Raw genomic sequence first — 22778 nt, forward strand, 5'->3', positions numbered from 1 at the left:
GATTCTCTTCTCCTACTTCGGCAATGGTGCCGCCGCGGTGACGGCTTGGACGGCGCTTGCCAGCGCCACAAACTCGATGTCGTCGACGCTGCACCCGCGGGACAGGTCGTTGATGGGCTTGGCGAACCCTTGCAGGATCGGGCCGAGTGCGGCCGCACCGCCGATCCGCTGCGTGATCTTGTACGCGATGTTGCCCGCATCGAGGTTGGGAAAGATCATCACGTTGGCCCGGCCGGCGACGAGGGAACCGGGCGCCTTACTGGCGCCGATATCGGCTACGAAAGCGGCGTCGAACTGCAGTTCGCCCTCGATCGGCAGTTCGGGGCAGAGCCGGCGGGCGATTTGGGCGGCCCTGCGCACCTTGTCGACCTCGGTGTGTGCCGCGCTGCCCATGGTGCTGAACGAGAGCATGGCGACCACGGGCGGCACCCCGGTCAGCGACCGGTACGTCGTCGCTGTCGCCACCGCGATCTCGGCGAGCTGTTGGTCGTCGGGCATGGGAATGACCGCACAATCGCCGTAGCCGATCAACTGCTCCGAGGGCAGCGCCATCAAGAAGCAACTCGACAGGGTATGCGTGCCGGAAGCCATCCCGATGACCCGCAGCCCGGCGCGCAGCACCTCCGCCGTCGGACGCGACGCACCTGCGACGCAGGCATCCACAGAGCCCATGCGCAGCAAGGCAGTCGCCGCGTAGAGTGGATCGGCCTGCAGCGCAACAATTTCTGTTTCCGTCAAGCGGGGACACAGCGCGTCACGCAGCGCCCCGGCGAGGCGCTCGGCCTCGGTCGGGCAGGCGAGATCTACGATCGCTGACTCCCGTGGCGGACGGATTCCGCTGTGCACCGCCACGTCCTGGATCACCGTGCGCCGGCCGACGAGATAGGGCGCGACCGCTCCCGATTCGCTGAGACGCGCCGCCGCGGCGATCACCCGTGGGTCTTCGCCGTCGGCCAGAGCCACCCTCACATTTCGGCCTGCCAGGACACTGCGCCAGGACGCCCGCAGGGCTTGTAGCGCCCCGAGGCCGGCGCCGGTGCCGACCGCGGTCATCGGGGCACAGGCGACATCGCTGACGGTCATCGATCCTCGCAGTTGAGCTCGGTATTTCAACTTATGAAATCATTTCCCAAACTCTCACGATGGCGGTTCCCTGTCAAGGTTGCAGCGGCGGCACCGGGCGCTGTCGAGGTAAGCCGCACGCGGTTTTCACAACCACGTAAATCCTTGTAGACCAACATCTTTCGCAGATATGCGGTCGCCTCCGAAGCGGATCTTCGCCCGGACGTTATTGACATCACACCTCCTTGTGGCTAGCGTCACAACACACCAGATCTGGGATGAGCTTTCACATAATGGGATGACGAGCCCCGGTGTCGCGTTGCCACCCGAGGCCATAGCTAGGTGGTGACCGTTGATGCTCAAGCCGGCATTCCGTCTCGACGCCCCGCATGGGCAGCCGACAGCAAAGACCAGACCGTCGCTCCGGAGCGCGTTCGTCGGGCGGGTGCGCGGCAAGGTGCTACTGCTGCTCTGCATGCTGTACTTCGTCACCTACGTGGACCGCGTGAACATCGCGACGGCGGCGCCGTTCATCAAAAGTGAACTTGGATTGACGAATACCCAGCTGGGACTGACTCTTTCGGCTTTCGCCCTTCCGTATGCGTTCTTCCAGATCTTCGGCGGGATGATCGGTGACCGTTTCGGACCCCGGATCGTGCTCGGCATCGTCGGCGTTGTCTGGGCGGTATCGACGGCGGCCACCGGGTTTGCTGTCGGACTGGTATCGCTGTTCGCCGCCCGGCTTGCGCTCGGTTTCGGCGAAGGAGCGTCCTTTCCAACAGCGACACATGCGATGGCGAAATGGATGCCACCGGACCAACGTGGGCTGGCGCAAGGCGTGACGCATGCCGCCGCCCGGCTTGGTAACGCCATAACCCCGTTGGTCGCCGGGGCGCTGATCGCCCTTTACGGTTGGCGACTTTCGTTCTGGGTCTTCGCCGCGGTGAGCTTTCTGTGGGTCATTGCGTGGGTGTGGTCGTTCACCGACTCGCCCGCCGATCACCCGAAAATGACGCCGGCAGAGCTCGACGAGCTACCGCAAGATCAGCAAACAGAACAACACACACCCACGCCCTGGGGCCCGCTGCTGCGACGCATTCTTCCGGTGACCCTGGTGGACTTCTGCTACGGCTGGACGCTGTGGGTGTTCCTCACCTGGCTACCGTCGTTCTTCAAGGGCAGCTACGGCTTGGATCTCAAGGACTTCGCGATGTTCAGCACGCTGGTGCTGTTGGCCGGGGTGGTCGGCGACACGATGGGCGGAGTGGTGTCTGACGCGCTGCTGCGACGGACGGGCAACCCCAAGATTGCGCGGCGTGCCACGCTCGTGGTGGGCCTGATGGGATCCTTCCTGTTTGTCCTGCCCACCCTGGTGACCCACCGGCTCTTACTTGACGCGACGTTCCTGGCGCTGTCGTTCTTCTTCCTGGAGTTGACCAATGCGGTGCTCTGGGCGATCCCCATGGACATCGCACCCCAGCACGCCGGCACTGCCGGCGGACTGATGAACACCGGTTTCGGGATCGCGGGCATTCTTTCCCCGCTGGTCTTCGGCATGCTGCTGGACGCGACCGGCAGCTGGCAGGTCCCCTTCGCCGTCTCCGCCGCACTTCTGTTCATCGGAGCCGTCGCCGCCCTGCGCATCGATCCGCAGCCGCTGCCGGATGAGACGGCCGTCCGATGAGTGCGGCAGCCAAGCGCATGTACCACGAGTTGAATGCGATTGCCGTCGAACTGAATTCGAGCGCGCTGGCTTATCAGACGGCGCTCGACCGGATGTCCGTCGAGAAGTCGAGGGGTCGCCCGCGGGGCATCCGACACGGCGGGTGCGTCGACAGCGAGACCGCCTGCGATCGCGGGTCACCGCGGCGAATCGGCGTCAGGGGTGCCGGTCAACCGGGTTCCTGGTATCCGACCGGGGCGCGCTGCCCGCGGTGCGGAAGGTGATGGCCGAAGGCTGAGGGCAGGGCCCAGTCAACATCGAAAGTCAACATCGAAAGTCAACACCGAATCCCCGCCGCCCCGGCACGATGACGCCAGCGGGTAGGCGCGACCGCTTCAGGAGGTCACGGTCAGCGGCAACGGAATCCCGGCCAGCGGCCGACGCACGGCACGCAGCCGCGTCGCAATGTCGGCAAAGACGACGGCCGACGGGGCCAGCGGCTGCTGGATAACCACCGGAATACCCTCATCTCCGGCCGCGCGGAGGTCGCCGTCAAGGGGAACGCGGCCAAGCAGTTCGGTGCCCAGTTCGGCTGCCAATCGGGCTCCGCCGCCCGACCCGAACAGGGCCGTGCGCTCACCGCAGCAGCCGCACACCAGCGCGCTCATGTTCTCCACCACGCCAGCGACCGGCATCCGCATGTCGGCAGCCATCCGACCGACCCGGGAAGCCACCGTCTGCGCCGCGGGTTGTGGTGTGGTCACGGCTAGCAATGCGGCCTGCGGCACGAGCTGCAGCAGCGACAGCGTCACATCCCCGGTTCCGGGGGGCAGGTCGATGAGCAGGACGTCGATATCGCCCCAATGGACGTCGAACAGGAACTGCTCGAGCGCCTTGTGCAACATCGGGCCGCGCCACACGACGGGCTCACCCTCGTCGACGAAGAAGCCGACGGACATCAGCCGCACGCCGTGAGCCTCGACCGGCAGCATAAGTCCGTTGAGCGCCACCGGATTTCGACGGACGCCGAACAACTGGGGAATCGAATAGCCCCACACGTCGGCATCCAGCAAGGCAACGCTTTTCCCCGCAGCCGCCAGGGCCACCGCCACGTTGGCCGCCACGGTGGACTTGCCGACACCGCCCTTTCCGCTGGCGATCGCGAACACCTGGGTCTGTCCATCCAGTCGTTTTCCGTCCCAGCCACGCAGCCGGCCGGCCAGGGCGAGGCGCTCCCGCTCGCTCAGCACTGAGAATGTCACCTCGACACCGACCACGCCGTCAACCGTCGCGGCCGCGGCGGCAATCTCGGCACGCAGCCGATCGCGCATCGGGCAGGACGGCGTGGTGAGCGCCACCTCGATGTGCGCCACGCCGTCGCGCCGCGCGCCGACCTGCCTGACCATGCCCAACTCACCTAGCGGACGGTGGATTTCAGGATCTTCGACAGCCTCGACCGCCCGGCGCAGCGCGTTCTCGTCGACCAGCGGCCGGCGTCGGGGCCGGGTCATCATCACCATGTCGCTGTCATCCTTCGACCCGGTAGCCGCGCCGGGTCGGCGCGAGGGGCCGCATCATGAACTCGGGGCGGCGCTGGCCGCCCGGCCCCAATGTGGCCCTGGTTCGTGACAACCACTGTCGGTAGACCACCGCGGATCGCCGCGTGTCGACGTACACATCCCCATACCGGTCGTCCGGATGGGCGGGCTCCAGCCGGATCTTCTGCAACCAGCAATGCATGCCCGAGTGCGGGTCCGGATGGACGGCGAACGCCAGGTTCTGGTGCACACCGGGGTCGTCCCACGAAATGCGCGACGAGTCGGGGTCGGTGGAGGCGAACGGGGCAACCCCGCCCTTGTGGCGCAGGAACCAGGTGTGTTCCCCACCGGGATGGGAGATTTCGACCATCCCGGACACCCAGCGACTGCCCTCACCCGGGTGAAGCCGCCACCGGCCCATGTGGTGGGACAGCGCACACACGCCCGGACGAATGCCCTCGGTGACCCACACTCGCGCAACGAAGTAGCCGATCTCGGTGCTGATGCGCACCAAGTCGTCGGTGCTCACGTTATGGCGTGCGGCATCGCGGGAGTTCAGCCACAACGGGTGCGTATTGGAGATTTCGTTGAGGTACTTGGCGTTTCCGGACCGGGTGTGAATCAGCGTGGGCAGCCGGAAGGTGGGCACCAGGACCATTTCGCCGGCGTCGAGGTCGATCTCGTCGGCCGCCACATGCGACCGGATGTAGCCCGGTGTCGCATGCTCGGGCCAGCCCCAGTCCCGCATTGCCGACGAGAACACCTCGAGCTTGCGTGACGGTGTTGGCCAGCCGAAGGTCACGGTACCGTCGTCGTGGCGGACACCGACCGCGCCGGCTTCGCCGACGATCGGTGCGACGGAGTCCAGGGTCACCGGTTTGCGCACCACACCCAGCTCGTCGACGGTGGTGTCAAAGAGCTCCGCGTCGTCGATGACACGTTCGTCGCGGCGGTATACCGACTGTTCCACCTCGACCACGCCGTAGCGTCGCATATATTGCATCGGTGTCATGTCTTGCGAGGCAGCCTTTTCCGGGAGCCCGGGAACGCTGTGCTCGAACATCCACTGGTAGTAGTCGTCGACGGTGATCTTCTCGCCGGGACGGTATGGTGACTCGAAGTATTTTCTGATGCCCAGCGCCCCTTCGGGATCGATACGCCAGGACAGCTCAAACCAGAACTCGTTCTCCTCCCACACCTCGCCGGGGTTGGCGTCGCGGGTGTCGGTGAACTCGTGCCCTAGCTTCGCCATCGCAACGCGGCGCACCGGTTGCCGGAAGCCGAGCCAGCGGCCGGCGTGCGTCTCGTACGAGTGCGTATCGTGGCGTTCACTGGAGTGACCCATGGGCAGCACATAGTCTGCGAATTCGGCCGTTTCCGACCAGGTCGGAGTCAGCGCCACGTGCAGACCCACCTTGTCCGGATCGCACAGTTGCTCGATCCAAGTGAAGCCGTCCGGATTGGTCCACACCGGGTTGTAGACCCGGGAGAAGTACACTTCCAGCCTGCCGCGGCCCTCAGCGAGGAAGTGCGGCAACAGGATTGACATCTCGTTGGTACACAGCGGGAACTCACGCGGGAAGGTCAATTCGTTCCACCGCTCGTGGTGGTTGGGCTTGTTGGGCGGCTCCGGGATGAACTTGTGCCAACCGTTCGGGCTGGTGCCACCGCGGGTTCCGATGCTGCCGGTCAGGGCGAGCACGAACCACAGTGATCTGGCGACCTGCCAGCCGCCCAAGTTGCCGGCGGCCGCCGCGCGCCAGATGTGAGACGAAAGCCGGTGGTCGCAGTCGGCGACGAGTTCCGCGATCTCCGCGATCGTCTCGGCAGGAACCTGGGCCTCTCGTGCCGCAAATTCGAACGTGTATTCGGCGTAGTCGTCGGTGATCCGGTCCAGGAATGTCTCGAAATCCCTTGGCGCCTCGGGGTGTAGCTCCTGCAGATAGGTGCGCCAATTGAGCCAGCGGCGCAAGAATGGCTCGTCGATGCGCCGGGTGCGGAGCAGATAGGACGCCACCGCGAGCAGAATCGCAGCTTCGCTACCGGGCCACGGCGCCAGCCAGACGTCCGCGTGCGAGGCAGTGTTGGACATTCGGGGGTCCAGCACGATCAGCTTGGCGCCGGATTGTTTGGCTTCCATGATCCGCTGCGCGTGCGGGTTGAAATAGTGCCCCGTCTCGAGATGGCTGGACAACAGCAGCATGACTTTGGCGTTCGCGTAGTCGGCGGACGGACGGTCGAAGCCCGCCCACAACGACATGCCCAGCCGGGCGCCGGCTGAGCAGATGTTGGTGTGGGTGTTGTGCCCGTCCACCCCCCAGGTGTTCAGCATCCGCTCGGTGAAGCCGTCCTCCCCCGGCCTGCCGACGTGGTACATGATCTCGTCGTGCCGGCCTTCCGTCAGCGCCGTGCGGATCCGGCCGGCGATATCGTCGAGCGCCTCATCCCAGCTCACCCTCTCCCAGCTGCCCGCGCCCCGCTCGCCGGTACGGCGTAACGGATAGAGAATCCGTTCCGGATCGTTGAGTTGGTTGACCGTCGCGGGACCTTTCGCGCAATTGCGCCCCCGTGAACCGGGGTGCGCCGGATTGCCTTCCAGCTTCTTGACCGACAGGTCCTCTTTGTCCACATACGCCAGCAGCCCGCAGGCACTTTCACAGTTGAAGCACGTGGTTGGGATCAACAGGTAGGAATGCGGCACCTTTCGCGGATGCGCCTTGGCGTCGTATTCAATGTGGTTGTCCCACTCCGAAACGGGCGGGAAGTTGTGCAAGTGCTCGTGACAGCGCAAGCCGGGCAGGGGCGGTTCGACGGGCATGGGTGCTCCTTAATTCACGACAGGGGGACGTCTTGGCCGGCCCGCACGAACACGCTCTCGTAGGCGATCAGCGCCCCTTGAACGACGAGTCCGCCGACCACCGCGAGCGCCAAAGGTGCTGCGGCCCAGCTGGACCCGGCAAGCACAGCGGCCAGCACCGCCGCGGCAACGCCGCCCACCCAGAACTCGCGCGCGTAGCGACCCTTGACGACCATGTGCGCGGCGGCCGCTGCGTGGCCGGTTGGATGCCGACCGAGGAATTCCAGCAGCACCATCGCGACATGTCCGGCCGTGGCGATCGTCAGGGTGACCAGCAACAACTTCCAGCCGAGGGACCCCGGATCGATGGCGGTGGCCGCGACGGCCAGTGCGCCGGAGCCCACCATGAACGCCTGCACGATGAGGTGCCAGAACAGTAGCGGCGACTGCCACAGATCCCGGCCTTCGGCCTGGCCGAAAAGGAAGCCGGTATAGCCGGTGGTCATCACCGCGGCCAGCATCGTCGGTACCGAGAGCGCCGAGCGCAGCACGCCAGATGTGTCCGGATTTACTACGCCCGCATCCTCGAGCAGTCCAACCGCCAACCACGCGGTGAACAGTGCACCGGCTACGCCCAGAACCACCGCACCCCAGAACAGCCACGAGCGAGGGTTGGGTTTGAGCAGGATGTAGAGGAACCGCTCGGGCCGCTTGAGATCCCATACGAGCAGAACCCCGGTGAGACCCACGCCGGCCACCCCAATGGCCGGCGCAGCGACCGAGCCCAGTACGCCCAGATCGATGCCGGCCAATTGCGCAAGCGCGGCGATCAGCATGGCTCCCGCTGCGACCGCCTTGGTCCAGAGATAGGCCGTCACCCGCCACCCCCACGGGCGTGGATGCGCCGTGTTCAGGGTGGTCCGCGCCTTACTGACCGGGTCGGTGGGCAGGTCGGTGGACACCTGCCGGCGATGTTCGTCGGGACGTGCCCACAGGTAGGACGTGCCGGTGGGGGCGGCCAATGGGTCGAGGACCGCCCGGTCTGCACCCAGATAGAACACGTTGGGACCGGTGTTCTGCTCCGGCGCACGCACCTGCACCGGGTTGGAGTTGACCAGGCGGGCGATGCCGCTCGTCGGATCCTCAAGGTCGCCAACCCAGATGGAATGTGTCGGGCAAACCACGACGCACGCCGGCTCCAGTCCCTCGTCGACCCGGTGGGCGCAGAAGTTGCACTTGGCGGCGGTGTGCGTTTCCTCGTCGATGTAGATGGCGTCGTAGGGGCATCCCTGCATGCACGCCTTGCACCCGATGCAGCGTTCATTGTCGAAGTCGACGATGCCGTCGTCGCGCTTGAACAATGCTTGTGTCGGGCAGATTTTGACGCACGGCGCATCCGTGCAGTGGTTGCAGCGCATCACCCCGAAGTCGCGCGTCGTAGCCGGGAACTCGCCCGACTCAACGTATTTCACCCACGTCCTGAATTGGCCCAGCGGGACCTCGTGCTCGGTCTTGCAAGCTACGGTGCAAGCGTGACAACCGATGCAGGTGCGCTGATCGATAGCAAATCCATACCGCATGGCACCTCCGATTCCGTTGTGCCAGCGACGTTAACGGCCGTGGCCGAGCGACGGTAGCGTTCTCAAACTTTCAAGCCCCCAAAGCGAACTTTGATCCCAAGCAGTACGGTTAACGTGTGCCGTTGTCGCCACGGGTGCCGGAAATCGGTTCGCTTGACTTGCTACTCAGCGTTGCCAGGCTGGGCAGCCTCGCGAAGGCGGCCCGGGAACATGGCGTCTCCCAGCCCGCCGCGGCGTCGCGCATCCGAAACATGGAACGGCTGATCGGCGTGCCCCTCATTGTGCGGTCGACGGCGGGATCACGGCTGACTGATCATGGCGCGATGATCGCGAACTGGGCCCGGCGGGTGGTCGACGCCGCGAGCGATCTGGACGCCGGAATCACCGCGCTACGCGGCCACCAGGCGAGCCGGATTCGCGTCGCGTGCAGCATGACGATCGCCGAGTATCTGTTGCCCCGCTGGTTGTCCGAACTGCGCGCACGGGTGCCCACCGCAACCATCGGCCTACAGGTGATCAATTCCGCAAAGGTCGCCGAACTGGTCCTCGGCGGCGCCGCCGACGTCGGTTTTGTCGAAGGCGCAAAGGTCAGCGACGGACTGGATTCGGTGGTGGTCGCCCATGACGAGCTGGTGTTGGTGGTCGGCCACACCCATCCCTGGGCCCACCGCCGGGCTCCGGTGGGCGCGGCGGAGCTCAGCCGCACCGCCCTAATCAGCCGGGAACCCGGATCCGGCACACGATATGTGCTCGAGCACGAGCTCGACCATCTCGGCTACCCGGTCACCGTTGATCCGATGATGGAGCTGTCCTCGACGACCGCGATCAAGTCGGCGGTGGAAGCCGGGATCGGTGCCGCTGTGCTCAGTTCGCTGGCCCTGGCCGATGAAATCGCGCAACACAGACTGATCGTGGTGCCCACCGATGGCATGGATTTGCGGCGCAGCCTGCGGCTGGTGCTGCGATCCGGCGAGCAGTTGCCGGCGATGCTGCGCGACGTCGTCGGGGCAACCAGGGTAATCGCAAACTCCGACACCAGTTAACTCCCAGCTCGATGTCGTTATCCTGGTGCCATGGCACGGGGATCAAACGCGGTCGGCGACCTGGCGGTGCAGGACGAGCCGCTGATGGGCACCCAAACGATCAGCCGCGCCCTGAAGGTTCTCGGCATACTTCGGCAGTCCCCTAACGACTTGGGCGTCACCGAATTAGCCCGCACGCTCTCGCTGAACACCAGCACCACCCACCGAATCCTGCGTGCCCTCGTCGCGGCCGGGTACGTCGCACAAAGCAGTCGAACCGAGCGGTATCAACTGGGGCGCGAGGCCTACCTGCTCGGCCGCGCCGCCGAGCGCAGCTTGGGGTTCGACAGCGTCTCCCCGGTGCTGGAGCGGCTCAGCGAGGAATCGGGCGAGTCGACCAATCTTGTCGTCCGCGACGGTGACCACGGCCTGGTCGTGGTGCGCGTGGAGTCGAAACACCCGCTGCGGTTCATCCAGCCCGTGGGCACCAGAATTCCGCTGCATTGCACCAGCAGCGGCAAGGTGTTCCTGGCGTTTGCACCGGATATCGCGGCCGAGGTGGCCCGGCTCGGGGAGCTTCGCCAGCTAACCCCCATCACCATCACGTCGAACAGAGCGCTGTTGCAGGATCTGCAGGAGACGCGGGTTCGTGGCTACGCCGTCAACCGGGGCGAGCGCCTCGAGGGGGTCCGAGGTGTCGCCGCTCCGGCGTTCGATGCGCAGGGGGCGGTGGTGGCTGCAGTTGCGGTGCAGGGTCCCGAGGTACGCGTTCGCGACGATCGGCTGGACGAACTGGGTCGCCTCGTGGTCAGCGCGGCCAACGAGATCGCCGCCCTGCTGCCCGGGGGCTACCAGATCTGAATGAGACCACCGGTGACCCGTCGACGCCGCTGGGTGCGGTGACTGAGCTTCTGCCCGCCGGCACCCAATCGGTGGGTCGGGCACTCGCCGTGTTGAAGTTGCTTGCCGGGTCGCCGGATGAACTGAGCGGCAACGCAATCGCCAATTCGCTGCGGCTCTCGTCGGGCACCGCGAATCGTTTGATCAGGGCACTGATCGCGGAAGGTCTCGTGGCGCGCAATCCGGTGTCGGACTGCTACTACCTGGGCAGCGGGGCGGTGCTGCTCGGTCAGGCCGCACAACGTGGGTTCGGCATCGACAAGGCGCTGCCCATCCTTGAACGCCTGAACCGTGAGACCGAAGAGGCGATCAACCTGTCGATCCGCCAGGGCACGGAGTCGGTGGTGATGATGCGGGTACCGTGCACGCTCCCGTTGCGGTTCGAACAACACACCGGAGCACGATTTCCCCTGTACAGCACGGCTTCCGGCAAGGCCATCCTCGCATTCTCGCCCGACGCCGATCAATACTTGAATTCGTTGCCGGCCAAGCTCCGCAAGGTCACCCCGCACAGCCTCAGCACCCCCGCAGCCCTCGCCGATCAGCTCGCCGGCGTCCGGCGCCGTGGCTACAGTATCGACGAACAGGAAAACATCGAGGGTCTACGCTGTGTCGGCGCTCCGGTGCTCGACCCGGAGGGAAATGCACAAGCGGCCTTGGTGATTCAGGCGCCAAGCGTCCGGATGTCGAGAAACCGCATGCGAACTTTGGGTAAACAAGTCGCCCAGGCCGCACGCGATGTGTCGCAGTTCGTGCCCGTCAACCGCGCCATGTCGTTCTGAGTTCCCGCCAATTGGGTTTTGCCGAAGTCTTTTTGGCACGTCCGCTCGGACCGCAACGAGGTAGGTAGCCGCGCTCACACCACCCCACCACCCCGCCGCCCGGGGCTTAGCTGGAGCCTGTTGCCGGTTGTGATGCACTTCTCATCGATCGGACCGAGGCGTACCGTCTCACACAATGTGGGGACTCTTCCTACATTGTGAAGGGCAAGGGAGCACCGAGAATGCTCGGATCGGGCCAGAACGAAACCGTATTCACCTGGGCAGCAACGCCATTGAAATTTGGTGTGGGAGCCTTGGACGAGATAGGCCCCGAACTACTGGCACTGGGCATCGAATCCTGTTTGGTAATTACCGACCCCGGGGTTCGCGCCGCGGGCATCCCGGATCGGGTATTCGACCAATTGATCGCGGCGGGAATCAAATCGGAGGTGTTCGACAAGGTCGTCGTTGAACCCACCGATGACAGCATCGAAGATGCCGTGAGCTATGCCAAACAACAAGATTGGCAATGCTTTGTCGCAGTGGGGGGCGGCTCGGCAATGGACACCGCCAAAGCGGTCAACCTGCTGACCACCCATCCCGCAGAACTGTTGGACTTTGTGACGGCGCCGATCGGCGCCGGGCGGGCACCATGGCTACCGCTGAAACCATTGATTGCGGTGCCAACCACCGCAGGCACGGGCTCGGAATCCACCACCATCTGCGTGGTCGATCTGCTGGGATTACGCCTGAAGGCCGGAATCAGCCATCCCAAGCTACGCCCGACCCTGGCCGTCGTCGATCCGCTCGCGACCGTCTCGCTGCCGCCTCAGCCAACCGCTGCCAGCGGGATGGATGTCTTGTCGCACGCACTGGAGAGCTACACCGCCATCCGATTCGACGCAAAGCCCGCGCCCGCCGACCCGATGATGCGGCCCGCGTTCTGCGGATCGAACCCGATCAGCGACCTATGGTGTGAGCAAGCGCTGCAGCTGGTGGGCAGGTATCTGCGGCGAGCGGTCATGAATGGCCGTGACCTCGAAGCGCGCTATCAGATGGCGCTGGCGTCCACCTCGGCCGGCTCCGGCTTCGGCAACGCCGGCACGCATCTACCGCACGCCAACGCCTATCCCGTCGCCGGAGCGGTGGACAGCTATCGGGCGCAAGGTTATCCACCGATGCCGATGGTGCCGCACGGGCAGGCCGTAGCCGCGACCGCGGCGGCCGTTTTCCGTTGGACCTACCCCAGCAACCCGCAACGCCATCTGCGCGCGGCCGAACTGCTGTCCGGACAACGGTTCACCGCAACCGACGGAGCCGACGCACTTCCCCACGTGCTCGGTGAGCTGATGACCGACATCGACATGCCGGCGGGGTTGCGCGCCTTCGGCTACGGCGAACAGCACCTGCCCACCCTCGTCGACGGCACGATGAAGCAGACCCGGCAGCTGGCCGTCGTGCCGCGACCGGTGACCCGTAGTGCGCTCACCGACATCTTCCGGCAATCGCTATGAGCGGCACGGTCGTCCCACCGCCGACCAGGGCTGAGATTCGCACGGTCATCGCGTCCAGCATCCTCGGCACGACCGTGGAGTGGTACGACTTCTTCCTCTATGGGATCGCGGCCGGGTTGGTTTTCCACAGGTTGTTCTTTCCCAGTACCGATCCCGTCGTCGGGACGCTGCTCGCGTTCGCGACTTTCGCCATCGGATTTGTCGCTCGCCCGGTCGGCGGCCTGATCTTCGGTCATATCGGCGATCGCGTCGGCCGCAAGAAGACGTTGATCGCCACGATGATCATCATGGGGCTTGCTACCTGTCTGATCGGCTTGATCCCGAGCTACGCCACGATCGGGATCAGCGCCCCGATCCTGCTTGTGCTACTGCGATTGGCGCAGGGGGTCGCGATCGGCGGGGAGTGGGGCGGCGCCGTGCTGATGGCCGTCGAGTACGCCCCACCCGGCAAGCGCGGCTACTACGGCAGCCTTCCCCAGCTAGGGCTCGCGCTTGGATTGATGCTGGGCACAGGTATTTTCGCGGGCCTCAACTCGGTGATGTCGGGCGAAGAATTCTTGGCATTCGGCTGGCGAATCGCCTTTATGCTCAGCCTGGTGCTGGTTGCAGTGGGTACGTTCGTCCGCCTCAAGGTGATGGAGACCCCGGCCTTCCGGGCGCTCGAGAAGATGGAAGCCAGATCGTCTTTGCCCGCGCTGGAAATGGTCAGAGAACCACGACTGAGACGAAATCTGTTGCTAGGTATGGGAAGCCGGTGGGCCGAGGGCGTCGCGTTTAACACTTGGGCGGTGTTCGTCATCACCTACGGCACCAACACGCTGGGAATCGATCGCCAGCGGATGCTGATGTCGGTCATGGCCGCGGCGGCCACCATGGTCTTCTTCATCCCGAGGTACGGAAAGTTCGCGGACCGTTACGACAGCAGGAAGCTCTTCGCTCTGGGCGTCGTGATCAGCACCGCGGCGACCTATCCCGCTTTCCATCTGATGAGCGCCCGGCCGGCGGGCGCCGCCGTCGTCACGATCATCGTCATGCTCGGGCTCGTCTACCCGATGATGTACGCACCTCAGCCGTCGCTGTATTCGGAGCTGTTTCCGACCCGGGTTCGCTACAGTGGGATTTCGGTGGTCTATCAACTCTCCGGAATCTTCGCTTCGGGTCTGACCCCTCTGCTTCTGACGTACTTCCTGAGTGCCGCCAACGGCGGCACTTCGCTGATCATGGTGTACCTCTTTATCGTCGGGACCATCAGTGCCGTGGCAACCTTGGCGATTCGCCGCCGGGACACGTATCCGGAGTCGGATGAAAGACCTTTGCCCTCAGTCGAATTCAGTCCCACCAGGCCATCTGCTGCTACACCCCGTTCAGAATTGGGTGGCCACCTCGCGTAGTTTGAGGACCTCGGGAATGGTCGCGGCGCTGGTCAGGATATGGGTATGCGGCGCGGACCGCAGGCTGGCCGCGTCGTGCGCACCGGTGAGTACCCCGGCCACATATCTTGCGCCGGCATTCGTGCCCGCACGCAGATCGTTCGGCGTGTCGCCGGCGACAAGTACCGCCGAGACGCTCTGCACGCCGACCGCCTCCATCGCGCGGAAAACAAGATACGGGGCCGGACGGCTAGTGGGCACCTGGTCACTGGTGATCACCGCATCGATATCACGTCCGACGCGCCAGCCAACTTGATCGAGCAGCGGGCGGGCGATGTCACGCGAATACCCGGTCTGTAGAACGATCTTGATTTTTTGCTCGTGCAGGAGCGCGAAGGCGTCCACGATGCCCGGCAGCGGCACCGGCGGCACCGACCGGTATGCGTCAAGCAGCGAATCGGTGAATCGGCGCTCAACCGTGTCGATCTCGTCGACTGTCGAATCGCCAAGTAGTCCAATGATCGCGTCGCGCTTACCCGCGCCCTTCCACCGATCGAATTGGTCGTCGGGAATCGGCTTGCCGGTGTGCGACTCGACCGCTTTACGCAACGCCACGTACACCGCGCCGCCCTCGTCGATGCTGGTGCCGGCGATGTCTAACGCAACCATCTCAATTCGCTGTTCTGTCACCGGTGATTTCCTCCTCTACATGCCAATGCGATGGTGTCGGCCACGTCGGACAGCGCCCGACGAGTCGTGCCTCGGGCGAGGTCCACTGAGGCGAAGCGGTCGTAGTAGACGCTGAGGTCCAGTCCCACGCCGACGGCACAGATGTCGACGTCGGATCCTGCGGCGAGCACATCGCGCAGATGTTGGTCCAGGTAATTGTCACCGTTGGCCAAGACGGTGGCGGCATCCATTGGGCCGCCGTCTGAGATCACGACGAGTATCCGTCGTTGTTCGTCACGCGCTTGCAGCCGCCGGCGGGCCCACTGCACCGCCTCGCCATCGATACCTTCGCGGTAGAGGTCGGTCTTCAGCAGCCCGGCAATCGCCGTGCGGGCAGATCGGTACGGGGTGTCGGCACTCTTGATCAGGAGATGACGGACTTCGTTGAGGCGGCCGGGGTTTCGCGGGCGCCCGGCGCGGATCCAGTCGCGCCGAGCGCGACCGCCATCCCAAGCGGCGGTGGTGAAGCCGAGGATTTCGCAGCCGACCTCGGCTAGCTCCAGGGCGCGCGCGAACACGTCGACCAACACGGCCACCGGCTCGCTCAACGCTTTCATCGACCCCGAGCAGTCGACGAGAAACGACACGATCGCATCCGTATGGGAAACAACTGCTTCGGCTTGGAAAACGTTGCGCTCGTTCGGTGTTGCGATCAGTCGGGCTAATCGGCGGCCGTCGACGAACCCGCAATCGCGGCCGCCTTCCCATCCGTCGTTGCGGCGTTCGTCCAGCAGCATCCGGAGCCGGCGGCCCAGGACAGATGCGCTCAGCGCGCTGGCATCGATCAGCCGATCGAGGTGTTCACGGTACTCACGCAGTGCAGCCCGACGCGCCAACGACCGTACGTCTCGTGTCTCGTCGTAAGCCTGGGTGAACACCCGATACTGCGCGCTTGGGCTTTCGGGCGGCCGCTCACCACCGCCGGCCCCGGGCGCGCTGGCGTGCTCCTGCGACCCGGTGTCGAACAGCCACTCGAACACATCGCCGTCGGCACCTGGCTCGCCCGAGTCTGCCTGAAGCTGGGGCAGGTCGCCGACCAATTCCGCGATGCGACGGGCATGCTGTCCAAAGGAGCTTTGGCAGTGTCGATTTCGACGAAGCAATACAAGTTCCCCGCCGACCGCTCGGGTCAACTCGATTCTGGTTTGTTCGATCAGATCTTGCGTCCGCTCGGCGATCGGTTCCGCGGTCAGCCACGAACGGCCGACCTGCGCGAGGGTATAAAGCAGCAGACCGGACTCCGTTTCCGCCGAACGGGACGACTCGAACGCCACCGACCACTCGCGGAACCGGGCGGTGAGATTGCTCCGCACCCCGGGCCACGACGCGGGGACCAGCGACTCCACCCGGAACTGTTCCAGCATCTCGTAAATCAGCCGACTCGCCGTGTGCTCGGGCAGCAACGCGGCATGTACGTCGGGATCGTGGTGTCGCAACCGAAGTGCCATCCCATCGGCGGCCCCGCGATCCGCGGGCGGATGCAGGTGCGGAGCGGGCATCGGCACCGGTCGCCGCCCGCGATACAGCGCAGTGCCGCGAAAGTGCAAGTCGCGCTGGTCGCTCAGCGCGCGAATGGATGCGGCGCGCAGTTCACGCGCGGGTAGCTCGCCCCGGTTGACGGCGGAGTCGCTCACGCGACGCACACCGCGGGCTCATCGAGCTCGTGATCGAAGCAGCGCTGGAAGTACTCGGCGACGATCGGTCGTTCTGCGTCGTCGCACTTGTTGACGAACGAGAACCGAAAGGCCAGCCCGACGTCGCCGAAGATTGCGACGTTTTCCGCCCACGCGATCACGGTGCGCGGAGACATCAGGGTGGAAAGGTCACCGACGCGGAACCCGGCGCGGGTCAGGTTCGCCACCGCCACCATCGAGGCAATGAGAGCACTGTCGACCTCGGGCACCCTGGATGCGACGATGTCGATCTCCGCCTGGGGCAGTGGGTGATCGAGCGACGCGACGATGTTCCATCGGTCGATCTGCGCATGGTTGAGTCGCTGCGCACCGTGGTAGAGCCCGTTGAGGTTGCCCAGCCCGACGGTGTTGGCGGTCGCGAACAGCCGAAACCACCTGTGTGGCGTGATCACCCGGTTCTGGTCGAGCAGCGTGAGCTTCCCCTCGTGTTCGAGGATGCGCTGGATGACGAACATCACTTCGGGCCGGCCGGCGTCGTATTCGTCGAGGACCAGTGCGACCGGTCGCTGGATCGCCCACGGCAGGATGCCTTCTTGAAATTCGGTGACCTGTAGGCCATCTCGCAGCGTCACCGAATCGCGCCCGATCAGGTCCATCCGGCTGAGCTGGCCGTCGAGGTTCACTCGCACGCAGGGCCAGTTCAGCCGCGCGGCAACCTGCTCGATGTGTGTCGACTTACCGGTGCCGTGCAGCCCTTGCAACAAGACGCGCCGGTTGTGTGCGAAACCGGCAAGCAGAGCCAGCGTGACCGATGGGTCGAATCGGTACGCTGGGTCGATCTCCGGCACGTGTTCGTCCGGTTCGGCAAAGGCGGGAACCCGCAGCTCCGAATCGATGCCGAAGGTGTCTCGGACAGACACCAGCTGCGTCATGAGCTTGCTCGCGAGGACTCGCCGGCGGTCTCGGCCTCGATCTGGCCGATCGCATCGGCTGCCCGCCGCAACGCGGGCAAGACTCGCAGGGCTTTGTCGGGTGTCAGGCGCATCACCGGCGCCTGAACCGCGATGCCCAGGTTGGAGATTCCCGACGGTGACGGCACCAGCACGGCCGCGCAGACGAGACCAGGCAGGAACTCCTGATCGTCGATTGCGTACCCGTCTCGCCGAACCTGCTTGAGCTGTTCCTCGATCTGGTCCACATCGGTGATCGTGTTGGGGGTGTATTGCTTGAGTGGCGCCGCTTCCAATAGCCGGCGCCGCTGAACAGGGGCGAGCTGGGACAGGATCATCTTTCCGCTCGCCGAGCAGTGCACCGGCACGCGCGACCCCGGCTGCAGCGTGAAGCGAAGCGGCTCAAGAGTTTCCACGCGATCGACATACAAAATCTCGTCACCGGACAACGCGGTCAGGTTGCAGCTCTCACCGAGTTCCTCCACCAGGCTGCGCAGCACGGAGTGACGCGCACCGTGGTGAGTGTCGTTGAGCAGCAGGCTTTCTGCCATCCGTCGCAGCCGCGCGCCGACCACATAATGGCGGCCGTTGTTCTCCCGGATCAGCAGTCCGGCACCTTCGAGTTGTTGCAGCATGCGATGCAGAGTCGGCTTGGGCGTGCCGGTCAGCTCTACTAGACCCTGCAGGGTGAACAGCTGGTTCTTGGTTGCGATCAGCTCCAACAATGAGAACAGTCGCAGCGTCGGCGTGTCGCCGGTGAGCGCCGTCTCGGCCAACGCGGCCGCTTCGTCGATGCTGTGAATCTCGCCCATACCCCTCCTCACCGAACGTCGGCTTCTATAGAACCGGGAATCCTGCGAAAAAACAAGACAACCTATACCGGATCCTGAAATATCGATTGACGCAATCCTCGGATAACCCCTAGTCTGCCTCTAAGCCGCAGAATTGGAACAGTTTATTCCGATTTTTCGGGGACCCGGGACCGAGGAGGACAAGCCGATGACCCAAGCAACCACTCGTGCTGCCGCATCAGGCGTGCAGCGAATGACACCGTCCGAGGCTTTCGTCGAGACGATGGCGGCTAATGGCGTCACCGACATCTTCGGCATCATGGGCTCGGCCTTCATGGATGCGATGGACATCTTCGCGCCGGCCGGCATCCGGCTCATCCCCGTGGTACACGAGCAAGGGGCGGCGCACATGGCCGACGGCTACGCGCGCGTCAGCGGCCGTCATGGCGTCGTCATCGGTCAAAACGGCCCCGGAATCAGCAACTGCGTCACCGCGATCGCCGCCGCCTTCTGGGCGCACAGCCCGGTGGTCATCGTGACTCCCGAAGCCGGCACCATGGGCATCGGCCTCGGCGGCTTCCAGGAAGCCAACCAGCTTCCGATGTTCCAAGAATTCACGAAATACCAAGGGCACGTGAATAACCCACGTCGTATGGCAGAGCTCACGGGACGCTGCTTTGACCGCGCCATCATGGAGATGGGTCCCACCCAACTGAACATCCCCCGCGACTTCTTCTACGGTGAGATCGAGACCGAGATTCCGCAGCCGCGCAGACTCGACCGCGGGCCGGGCGGTGCGCAAAGCCTCGACGAGGCCGCGCAATTGATCGCCGAAGCCGAGTTCCCCGTGATCATCTCGGGTGGCGGCGTGGTGATGGGCGATGCCGTCGAGGAGTGCAAGGCCTTCGCGGAACGCCTCGGCGCCCCGGTGGTCAATAGCTACCTGCACAACGACTCCTTCCCCGCCAGCCACCCGTTGTGGACCGGTCCGCTTGGCTACCAGGGCTCCAAGGCTGCGATGAAACTGATATCGCGGGCCGACGTGGTGATCGCGCTGGGCACCCGGCTCGGACCCTTCGGCACCCTGCCGCAGCACGGAATGGACTACTGGCCCAAAGATGCCAAGATCATCCAGATCGACGCCGACCAAAAGATGCTCGGGCTGGTCAAGAAGATCAGCGTGGGCATCTGCGGCGACGCGAAGGCGGCGACGACGGCGCTGATGGAGCGAATCCGGAACCGGACATTGGCCAGCGACGCCACCCGGGAGCAGCGCGCCGCCACCATTCAGGCCGAAAAGGACGCGTGGGAAAACGAACTCAGCGAGTGGATCCACGAGCGTGACCCGTTCAGCCTCGACATGATCGCCGAACAGGACCAGGAGGAAGGCAACTGGCTGCACCCACGGCAGGTGTTGCGCGAGCTCGAGAAGGCGATGCCGGCCAACGTCATGGTGTCGACCGATATCGGAAACATCAACTCGGTGGCCAACAGTTACCTGCGCTTCGAGCGGCCGCGAAGCTTTTTGGCCCCGATGAGTTACGGCAACTGCGGCTACGCGTTGCCGACGGTCATCGGCGCAAAGGTGGCCGCCCCCGAGCGGCCGGCAATCGCCTATGCCGGCGACGGCGCGTGGGCCATGAGCATGGGCGAGATCATGACCGCCGTTCGACACGACATCCCGGTCACCGGAGTCGTTTTCCACAACCGGCAATGGGGTGCGGAAAAGAAAAATCAGGTGGATTTCTACAACCGTCGATTCGTCGCTGCCGAGCTGGAAAGCCAGTCCTTCGCGGGCATCGCCGAGGCGATGGGGGCCGAGGGGATCGTCGTCGAGAAGCTCGACGAGGTCGGGCCCGCGTTGCAACGCGCCGTAACCGCCCAGATGAAGGAGGGCAAGACAACGGTCGTCGAGATCATGTGCACCCGCGAGCTGGGCGACCCGTTCCGCCGCGACGCACTATCCAAGCCCGTCCGGTTACTCGACAAGTACAAGGACTACGTCTAGGCGTAGCTGAGGCGGTGCCGCGCGAATTACGTTGCGGCACCGCCTCCTAGCGCTCCAATAGCAGGAGTTTTTGATGTTCCCCCGCAAGCCGCCACTGCAATCGGTAGGGACCGATCCCGATTATCGATTCACCTTCGCGAACGAACGAACGTTTCTGGCGTGGCTTCGTACCGGGCTGGCGCTGCTCGCCGGCGCGGTCGCATTGGCCAGCCTGGTACACGACTTCGGTCCGCGCTCACTGCGTATCGCGATCACGGTGTTTCTGTTGATCCTGGCGCTGGTCGTCACGGTCGGCGCTTATGGACGGTGGGATCGCGCCGAGCGTGCGCTACGCGAGAGCCGCTCGCTGCCGAGCGACCCACTGCCGCGGCTGGTGGCCGCCGGCGCGGGGATCACCGTCGTCGCGGCGGCGATCCTGGTATTTCTCGCCGAGACCAGCACATGACGGAGCAGCAATTGATCGATGTCGGCGCACAGGCCGAGCGAACCGCACTTGCCTGGCAGCGCACCGCGATTGGTGCCATCGCCGTCGCCGCCCTGGTGTTGCGCTGGGACGCACTTGACCACCTGCCGATGTGGCCCGGCATCGTGCTTGCGATTGCGGCCGGCGCCACGGTGGTGTCTTTCGCCTCGGGACGCTACCGCAGCATGCTGCACGCCATGGCAGCCCACCGTACCCCGGTGTCTCGTCGGATGGTACCGGCCGCGACGGTCGCGATGACCGCCGTGATCCTGGGCATCGGCGCCGAGCTGGCGGCCGCGGGGCTCGGGTGAGGCAGTTTGGCGTGCCGGCCCCTGGCCCACCCCTTTTCGACAGGACGCTAAACATGTACCATTTGGTACATGTTTAGCGAGGACCACATCGCCATCGATGCTCCCCCGCAGTTGGTCTGGGACGTCTTCACCGACGTCGAGCATTGGCCGAATTGGACCGCCTCGGTGACCTCGCTGGTCGGGTTGGACGGCCCAAAGCTCGAGGTGGGCAAGCGATTTGCGATCAAACAACCCGGCATGCGGAAACTCATCTGGCGGGTGACCGAGATCGAACCCGGGACGTCCTGGACATGGGTGCAACGCTCCCCCGGCGTGCTGGTCAGCGCCCGGCACGACGTCACGCCCGCCCCGGCCGGCGGCACCCTGGTCCGCCAGCAGCTTCACCAAGGCGGCATCCTCGGGGCGTTAGTGGGACGACTGATGGCCAAGAAGACCAAACGTTTTCTCGAGCTGGAGGCCCAAGGACTCAAGGCCCACTCGGAGCAGCTCAGCCGCGCCGATGGTGCGCACCCCTGACGTCGCGCGGCGCGGCCAACTCCTCGACGCACTGATCGAGGAATTCGCGGCCGGGGGCATCGGCGACCGCTCACTGCGCGAGGTCGCCGTCGCCATCGGCACCAGTCACCGAATGTTGCTGCACCACTTCGGGTCTCGCGACAATCTTCTCCTCGCCGTCGTTGAGGAGGTGGAGCGCCGCCAGCTGGGCGTGCTGGCCGAACTGCCTACCGATGCCGCCGGTGGCTTCGCCGCCATGTGGGCCGACGTGCGGCGTCCAGGACTTCGCCGGCTGGAGCGTCTCTTCTTCGAGTGCTATGCCCGCGCCGCGCAGGGCGAAAAGCCTTTCGCCCGAATGGTTCCCAATGCCGTCGATGGCTGGCTGCGCGCGGTCGAGGCGGCAGCCGGCGATTCGTTAGACCCTGCGCTGGTCCGACTGGGGCTGGCGGTCACGCGCGGGCTGCTACTGGATCTGGTCGCCACCAACGACGATGCTGGTGTGGACGCGGCCGCGGCGGCCTTCACCCGCCTGCTCAGCCGCTGAGCTCCGTCCCCCTCGGCAACACCGAGATAAGTGTGTCGACGAGTTCCTCGGCGTTGGTGTGCCACTTGTCCAGATCCATATGACCACTCAAATCCAATCCGGTGATCCCATGGGCGCTGGTCAACAGCAAGGCCCCGTACCGCCGCGCCTGCTCGGGGCCGGTGATGCGACCGACGAGGTCCAGAAACAGCTCCTGCGCTCGTTCAGCTACCCGCATCGCTTCGCCCGGGTCACCCGCCGGCGGGGTGAACATCAATCGGTACAGGTGCGGCCGGGTACGACCGAGATCTATCAACGACAGCAGACCCGAGCGCAGGGATTCCTCGGCCGAGTCGTCGCTGTCGACCAAGGCCTGGAGTAGGTCGGCCAACCCACGCAACGCGTCGGCGGCCAACACCGCCAGCAGGGCTTCCTTGTCGGCAAAGTGCCGGTAGGCGGCCGAGTGCGAGACACCGGCCCGTGCGCCCACCTCGCGCAACGTGACGGCCTCGACTCCGCCCAGATCGAGTAGCAGGCCCGCAGCCTCGAGCAGCGAGCGGCGTGTGGCCGCAGCACTCTGCGCGCGTGTTGTCACCTGGCGAGCATAGCCAGGCGGTCAGTTGACAATGTTAACTCAACGTCCTACGTTCAGTTAACAACGTTAACC

At 65.0% G+C, this 22778-nt stretch carries 20 protein-coding genes; 11 read left to right on the forward strand and 9 right to left on the reverse strand.

The window, feature by feature from the left end; all coding sequences use genetic code 11:
• Window positions 1–12: 12 nt before the first annotated feature.
• Complete coding sequence (locus tag G6N33_RS04420; protein WP_231382597.1) at window positions 13–1083, reverse strand: phosphotransacetylase; 1071 nt, start codon at window positions 1081–1083, stop codon at window positions 13–15.
• A 334-nt stretch (window positions 1084–1417) separates the two neighbouring features.
• Here G6N33_RS04420 and G6N33_RS04425 point away from each other — a divergent pair, with 334 nt between their 5' ends.
• On the forward strand, window positions 1418–2746 hold the full coding sequence (locus G6N33_RS04425) for an MFS transporter (RefSeq protein ID WP_081662221.1): 1329 nt from the start codon (window positions 1418–1420) through the stop codon (window positions 2744–2746).
• Between the two features lie 374 nt (window positions 2747–3120).
• On the opposite strand, the gene G6N33_RS04430 is transcribed toward G6N33_RS04425, so the two are convergent.
• Genes G6N33_RS04430 through G6N33_RS04440 form a run of 3 tightly spaced genes read right to left on the reverse strand, consistent with a single transcriptional unit; the run spans window position 3121 to window position 8640 of the window.
• Entirely contained in the window at window positions 3121–4245 is a 1125-nt protein-coding gene (locus tag G6N33_RS04430) for an Mrp/NBP35 family ATP-binding protein (RefSeq protein WP_044510524.1), read from the reverse strand.
• 7 nt (window positions 4246–4252) lie between these two features.
• The gene (locus G6N33_RS04435; RefSeq protein ID WP_101528613.1) at window positions 4253–7081 is read right to left on the reverse strand and encodes a molybdopterin-dependent oxidoreductase; all 2829 of its coding nucleotides are present in this window, start codon (window positions 7079–7081) and stop codon (window positions 4253–4255) included.
• 14 nt (window positions 7082–7095) lie between these two features.
• Window positions 7096–8640 (reverse strand): 4Fe-4S dicluster domain-containing protein, encoded by a 1545-nt coding sequence (locus tag G6N33_RS04440; RefSeq protein ID WP_044510522.1) that lies wholly within the window; start codon window positions 8638–8640, stop codon window positions 7096–7098.
• Window positions 8641–8756: 116 nt separating this feature from the next.
• Here G6N33_RS04440 and G6N33_RS04445 point away from each other — a divergent pair, with 116 nt between their 5' ends.
• From G6N33_RS04445 to G6N33_RS04465, 5 genes are all read left to right on the forward strand, one after another.
• Window positions 8757–9683, forward strand: coding sequence for a LysR family transcriptional regulator (locus G6N33_RS04445; protein WP_044510520.1), 927 nt, complete (start codon window positions 8757–8759; stop codon window positions 9681–9683).
• 30 nt (window positions 9684–9713) lie between these two features.
• Entirely contained in the window at window positions 9714–10523 is an 810-nt protein-coding gene (locus G6N33_RS04450; protein WP_081662220.1) for an IclR family transcriptional regulator, read from the forward strand.
• 38 nt (window positions 10524–10561) lie between these two features.
• On the forward strand, window positions 10562–11344 hold the full coding sequence (locus G6N33_RS04455; protein WP_049919232.1) for an IclR family transcriptional regulator: 783 nt from the start codon (window positions 10562–10564) through the stop codon (window positions 11342–11344).
• A 221-nt stretch (window positions 11345–11565) separates the two neighbouring features.
• Entirely contained in the window at window positions 11566–12837 is a 1272-nt protein-coding gene (locus tag G6N33_RS04460) for a hydroxyacid-oxoacid transhydrogenase (protein ID WP_044510518.1), read from the forward strand.
• Window positions 12834–14228: an MFS transporter gene (locus tag G6N33_RS04465; RefSeq protein ID WP_044510516.1), complete on the forward strand. Its 1395-nt coding sequence runs from the start codon at window positions 12834–12836 to the stop codon at window positions 14226–14228. Before G6N33_RS04460 ends, G6N33_RS04465 begins: the two co-directional genes overlap by 4 nt.
• On the opposite strand, the gene G6N33_RS04470 is transcribed toward G6N33_RS04465, so the two are convergent.
• From G6N33_RS04470 to G6N33_RS04485, 4 genes are read right to left on the reverse strand one after another with little or no spacing between them, the layout of a single operon-like run.
• Window positions 14202–14876: a phosphonatase-like hydrolase gene (locus G6N33_RS04470; protein WP_408632784.1), complete on the reverse strand. Its 675-nt coding sequence runs from the start codon at window positions 14874–14876 to the stop codon at window positions 14202–14204. The genes G6N33_RS04465 and G6N33_RS04470 overlap by 27 nt on opposite strands.
• A gap of 17 nt (window positions 14877–14893) precedes the next feature.
• Window positions 14894–16570, reverse strand: a complete 1677-nt coding sequence (locus G6N33_RS04475) for a cobaltochelatase CobT-related protein (RefSeq protein WP_044510512.1) — start codon at window positions 16568–16570, stop codon at window positions 14894–14896.
• Window positions 16567–17502: an AAA family ATPase gene (locus G6N33_RS04480; protein ID WP_044510510.1), complete on the reverse strand. Its 936-nt coding sequence runs from the start codon at window positions 17500–17502 to the stop codon at window positions 16567–16569. Before G6N33_RS04480 ends, G6N33_RS04475 begins: the two co-directional genes overlap by 4 nt.
• Window positions 17499–18332: an IclR family transcriptional regulator gene (locus tag G6N33_RS04485; RefSeq protein WP_044510508.1), complete on the reverse strand. Its 834-nt coding sequence runs from the start codon at window positions 18330–18332 to the stop codon at window positions 17499–17501. Before G6N33_RS04485 ends, G6N33_RS04480 begins: the two co-directional genes overlap by 4 nt.
• Before the next feature lie 187 nt (window positions 18333–18519).
• On the opposite strand from G6N33_RS04485, the gene xsc reads away from it, so the two are divergent.
• From xsc to G6N33_RS04510, 5 genes are all read left to right on the forward strand, one after another.
• Window positions 18520–20319 carry a sulfoacetaldehyde acetyltransferase gene (xsc, locus tag G6N33_RS04490; protein WP_044510506.1) on the forward strand — a complete coding sequence of 600 codons (1800 nt, stop codon included), beginning with the start codon at window positions 18520–18522 and terminating at the stop codon, window positions 20317–20319.
• Window positions 20320–20392: 73 nt separating this feature from the next.
• On the forward strand, window positions 20393–20764 hold the full coding sequence (locus tag G6N33_RS04495; RefSeq protein WP_044510505.1) for a YidH family protein: 372 nt from the start codon (window positions 20393–20395) through the stop codon (window positions 20762–20764).
• Window positions 20761–21093: a DUF202 domain-containing protein gene (locus G6N33_RS04500; protein ID WP_044510503.1), complete on the forward strand. Its 333-nt coding sequence runs from the start codon at window positions 20761–20763 to the stop codon at window positions 21091–21093. The genes G6N33_RS04495 and G6N33_RS04500 overlap by 4 nt, the downstream gene beginning before the upstream one ends.
• Before the next feature lie 69 nt (window positions 21094–21162).
• On the forward strand, window positions 21163–21609 hold the full coding sequence (locus G6N33_RS04505) for an SRPBCC family protein (protein WP_044510501.1): 447 nt from the start codon (window positions 21163–21165) through the stop codon (window positions 21607–21609).
• Window positions 21593–22132, forward strand: a complete 540-nt coding sequence (locus G6N33_RS04510; RefSeq protein WP_044510499.1) for a helix-turn-helix domain-containing protein — start codon at window positions 21593–21595, stop codon at window positions 22130–22132. The genes G6N33_RS04505 and G6N33_RS04510 overlap by 17 nt, the downstream gene beginning before the upstream one ends.
• Here G6N33_RS04510 and G6N33_RS04515 read toward each other — a convergent pair.
• The gene (locus tag G6N33_RS04515) at window positions 22122–22706 is read right to left on the reverse strand and encodes a TetR/AcrR family transcriptional regulator (protein WP_044510496.1); all 585 of its coding nucleotides are present in this window, start codon (window positions 22704–22706) and stop codon (window positions 22122–22124) included. The genes G6N33_RS04510 and G6N33_RS04515 overlap by 11 nt on opposite strands.
• Window positions 22707–22778: the final 72 nt, after the last annotated feature.

This window comes from Mycobacterium simiae, from assembly GCF_010727605.1.
Lineage (GTDB): Bacteria > Actinomycetota > Actinomycetes > Mycobacteriales > Mycobacteriaceae > Mycobacterium > Mycobacterium simiae.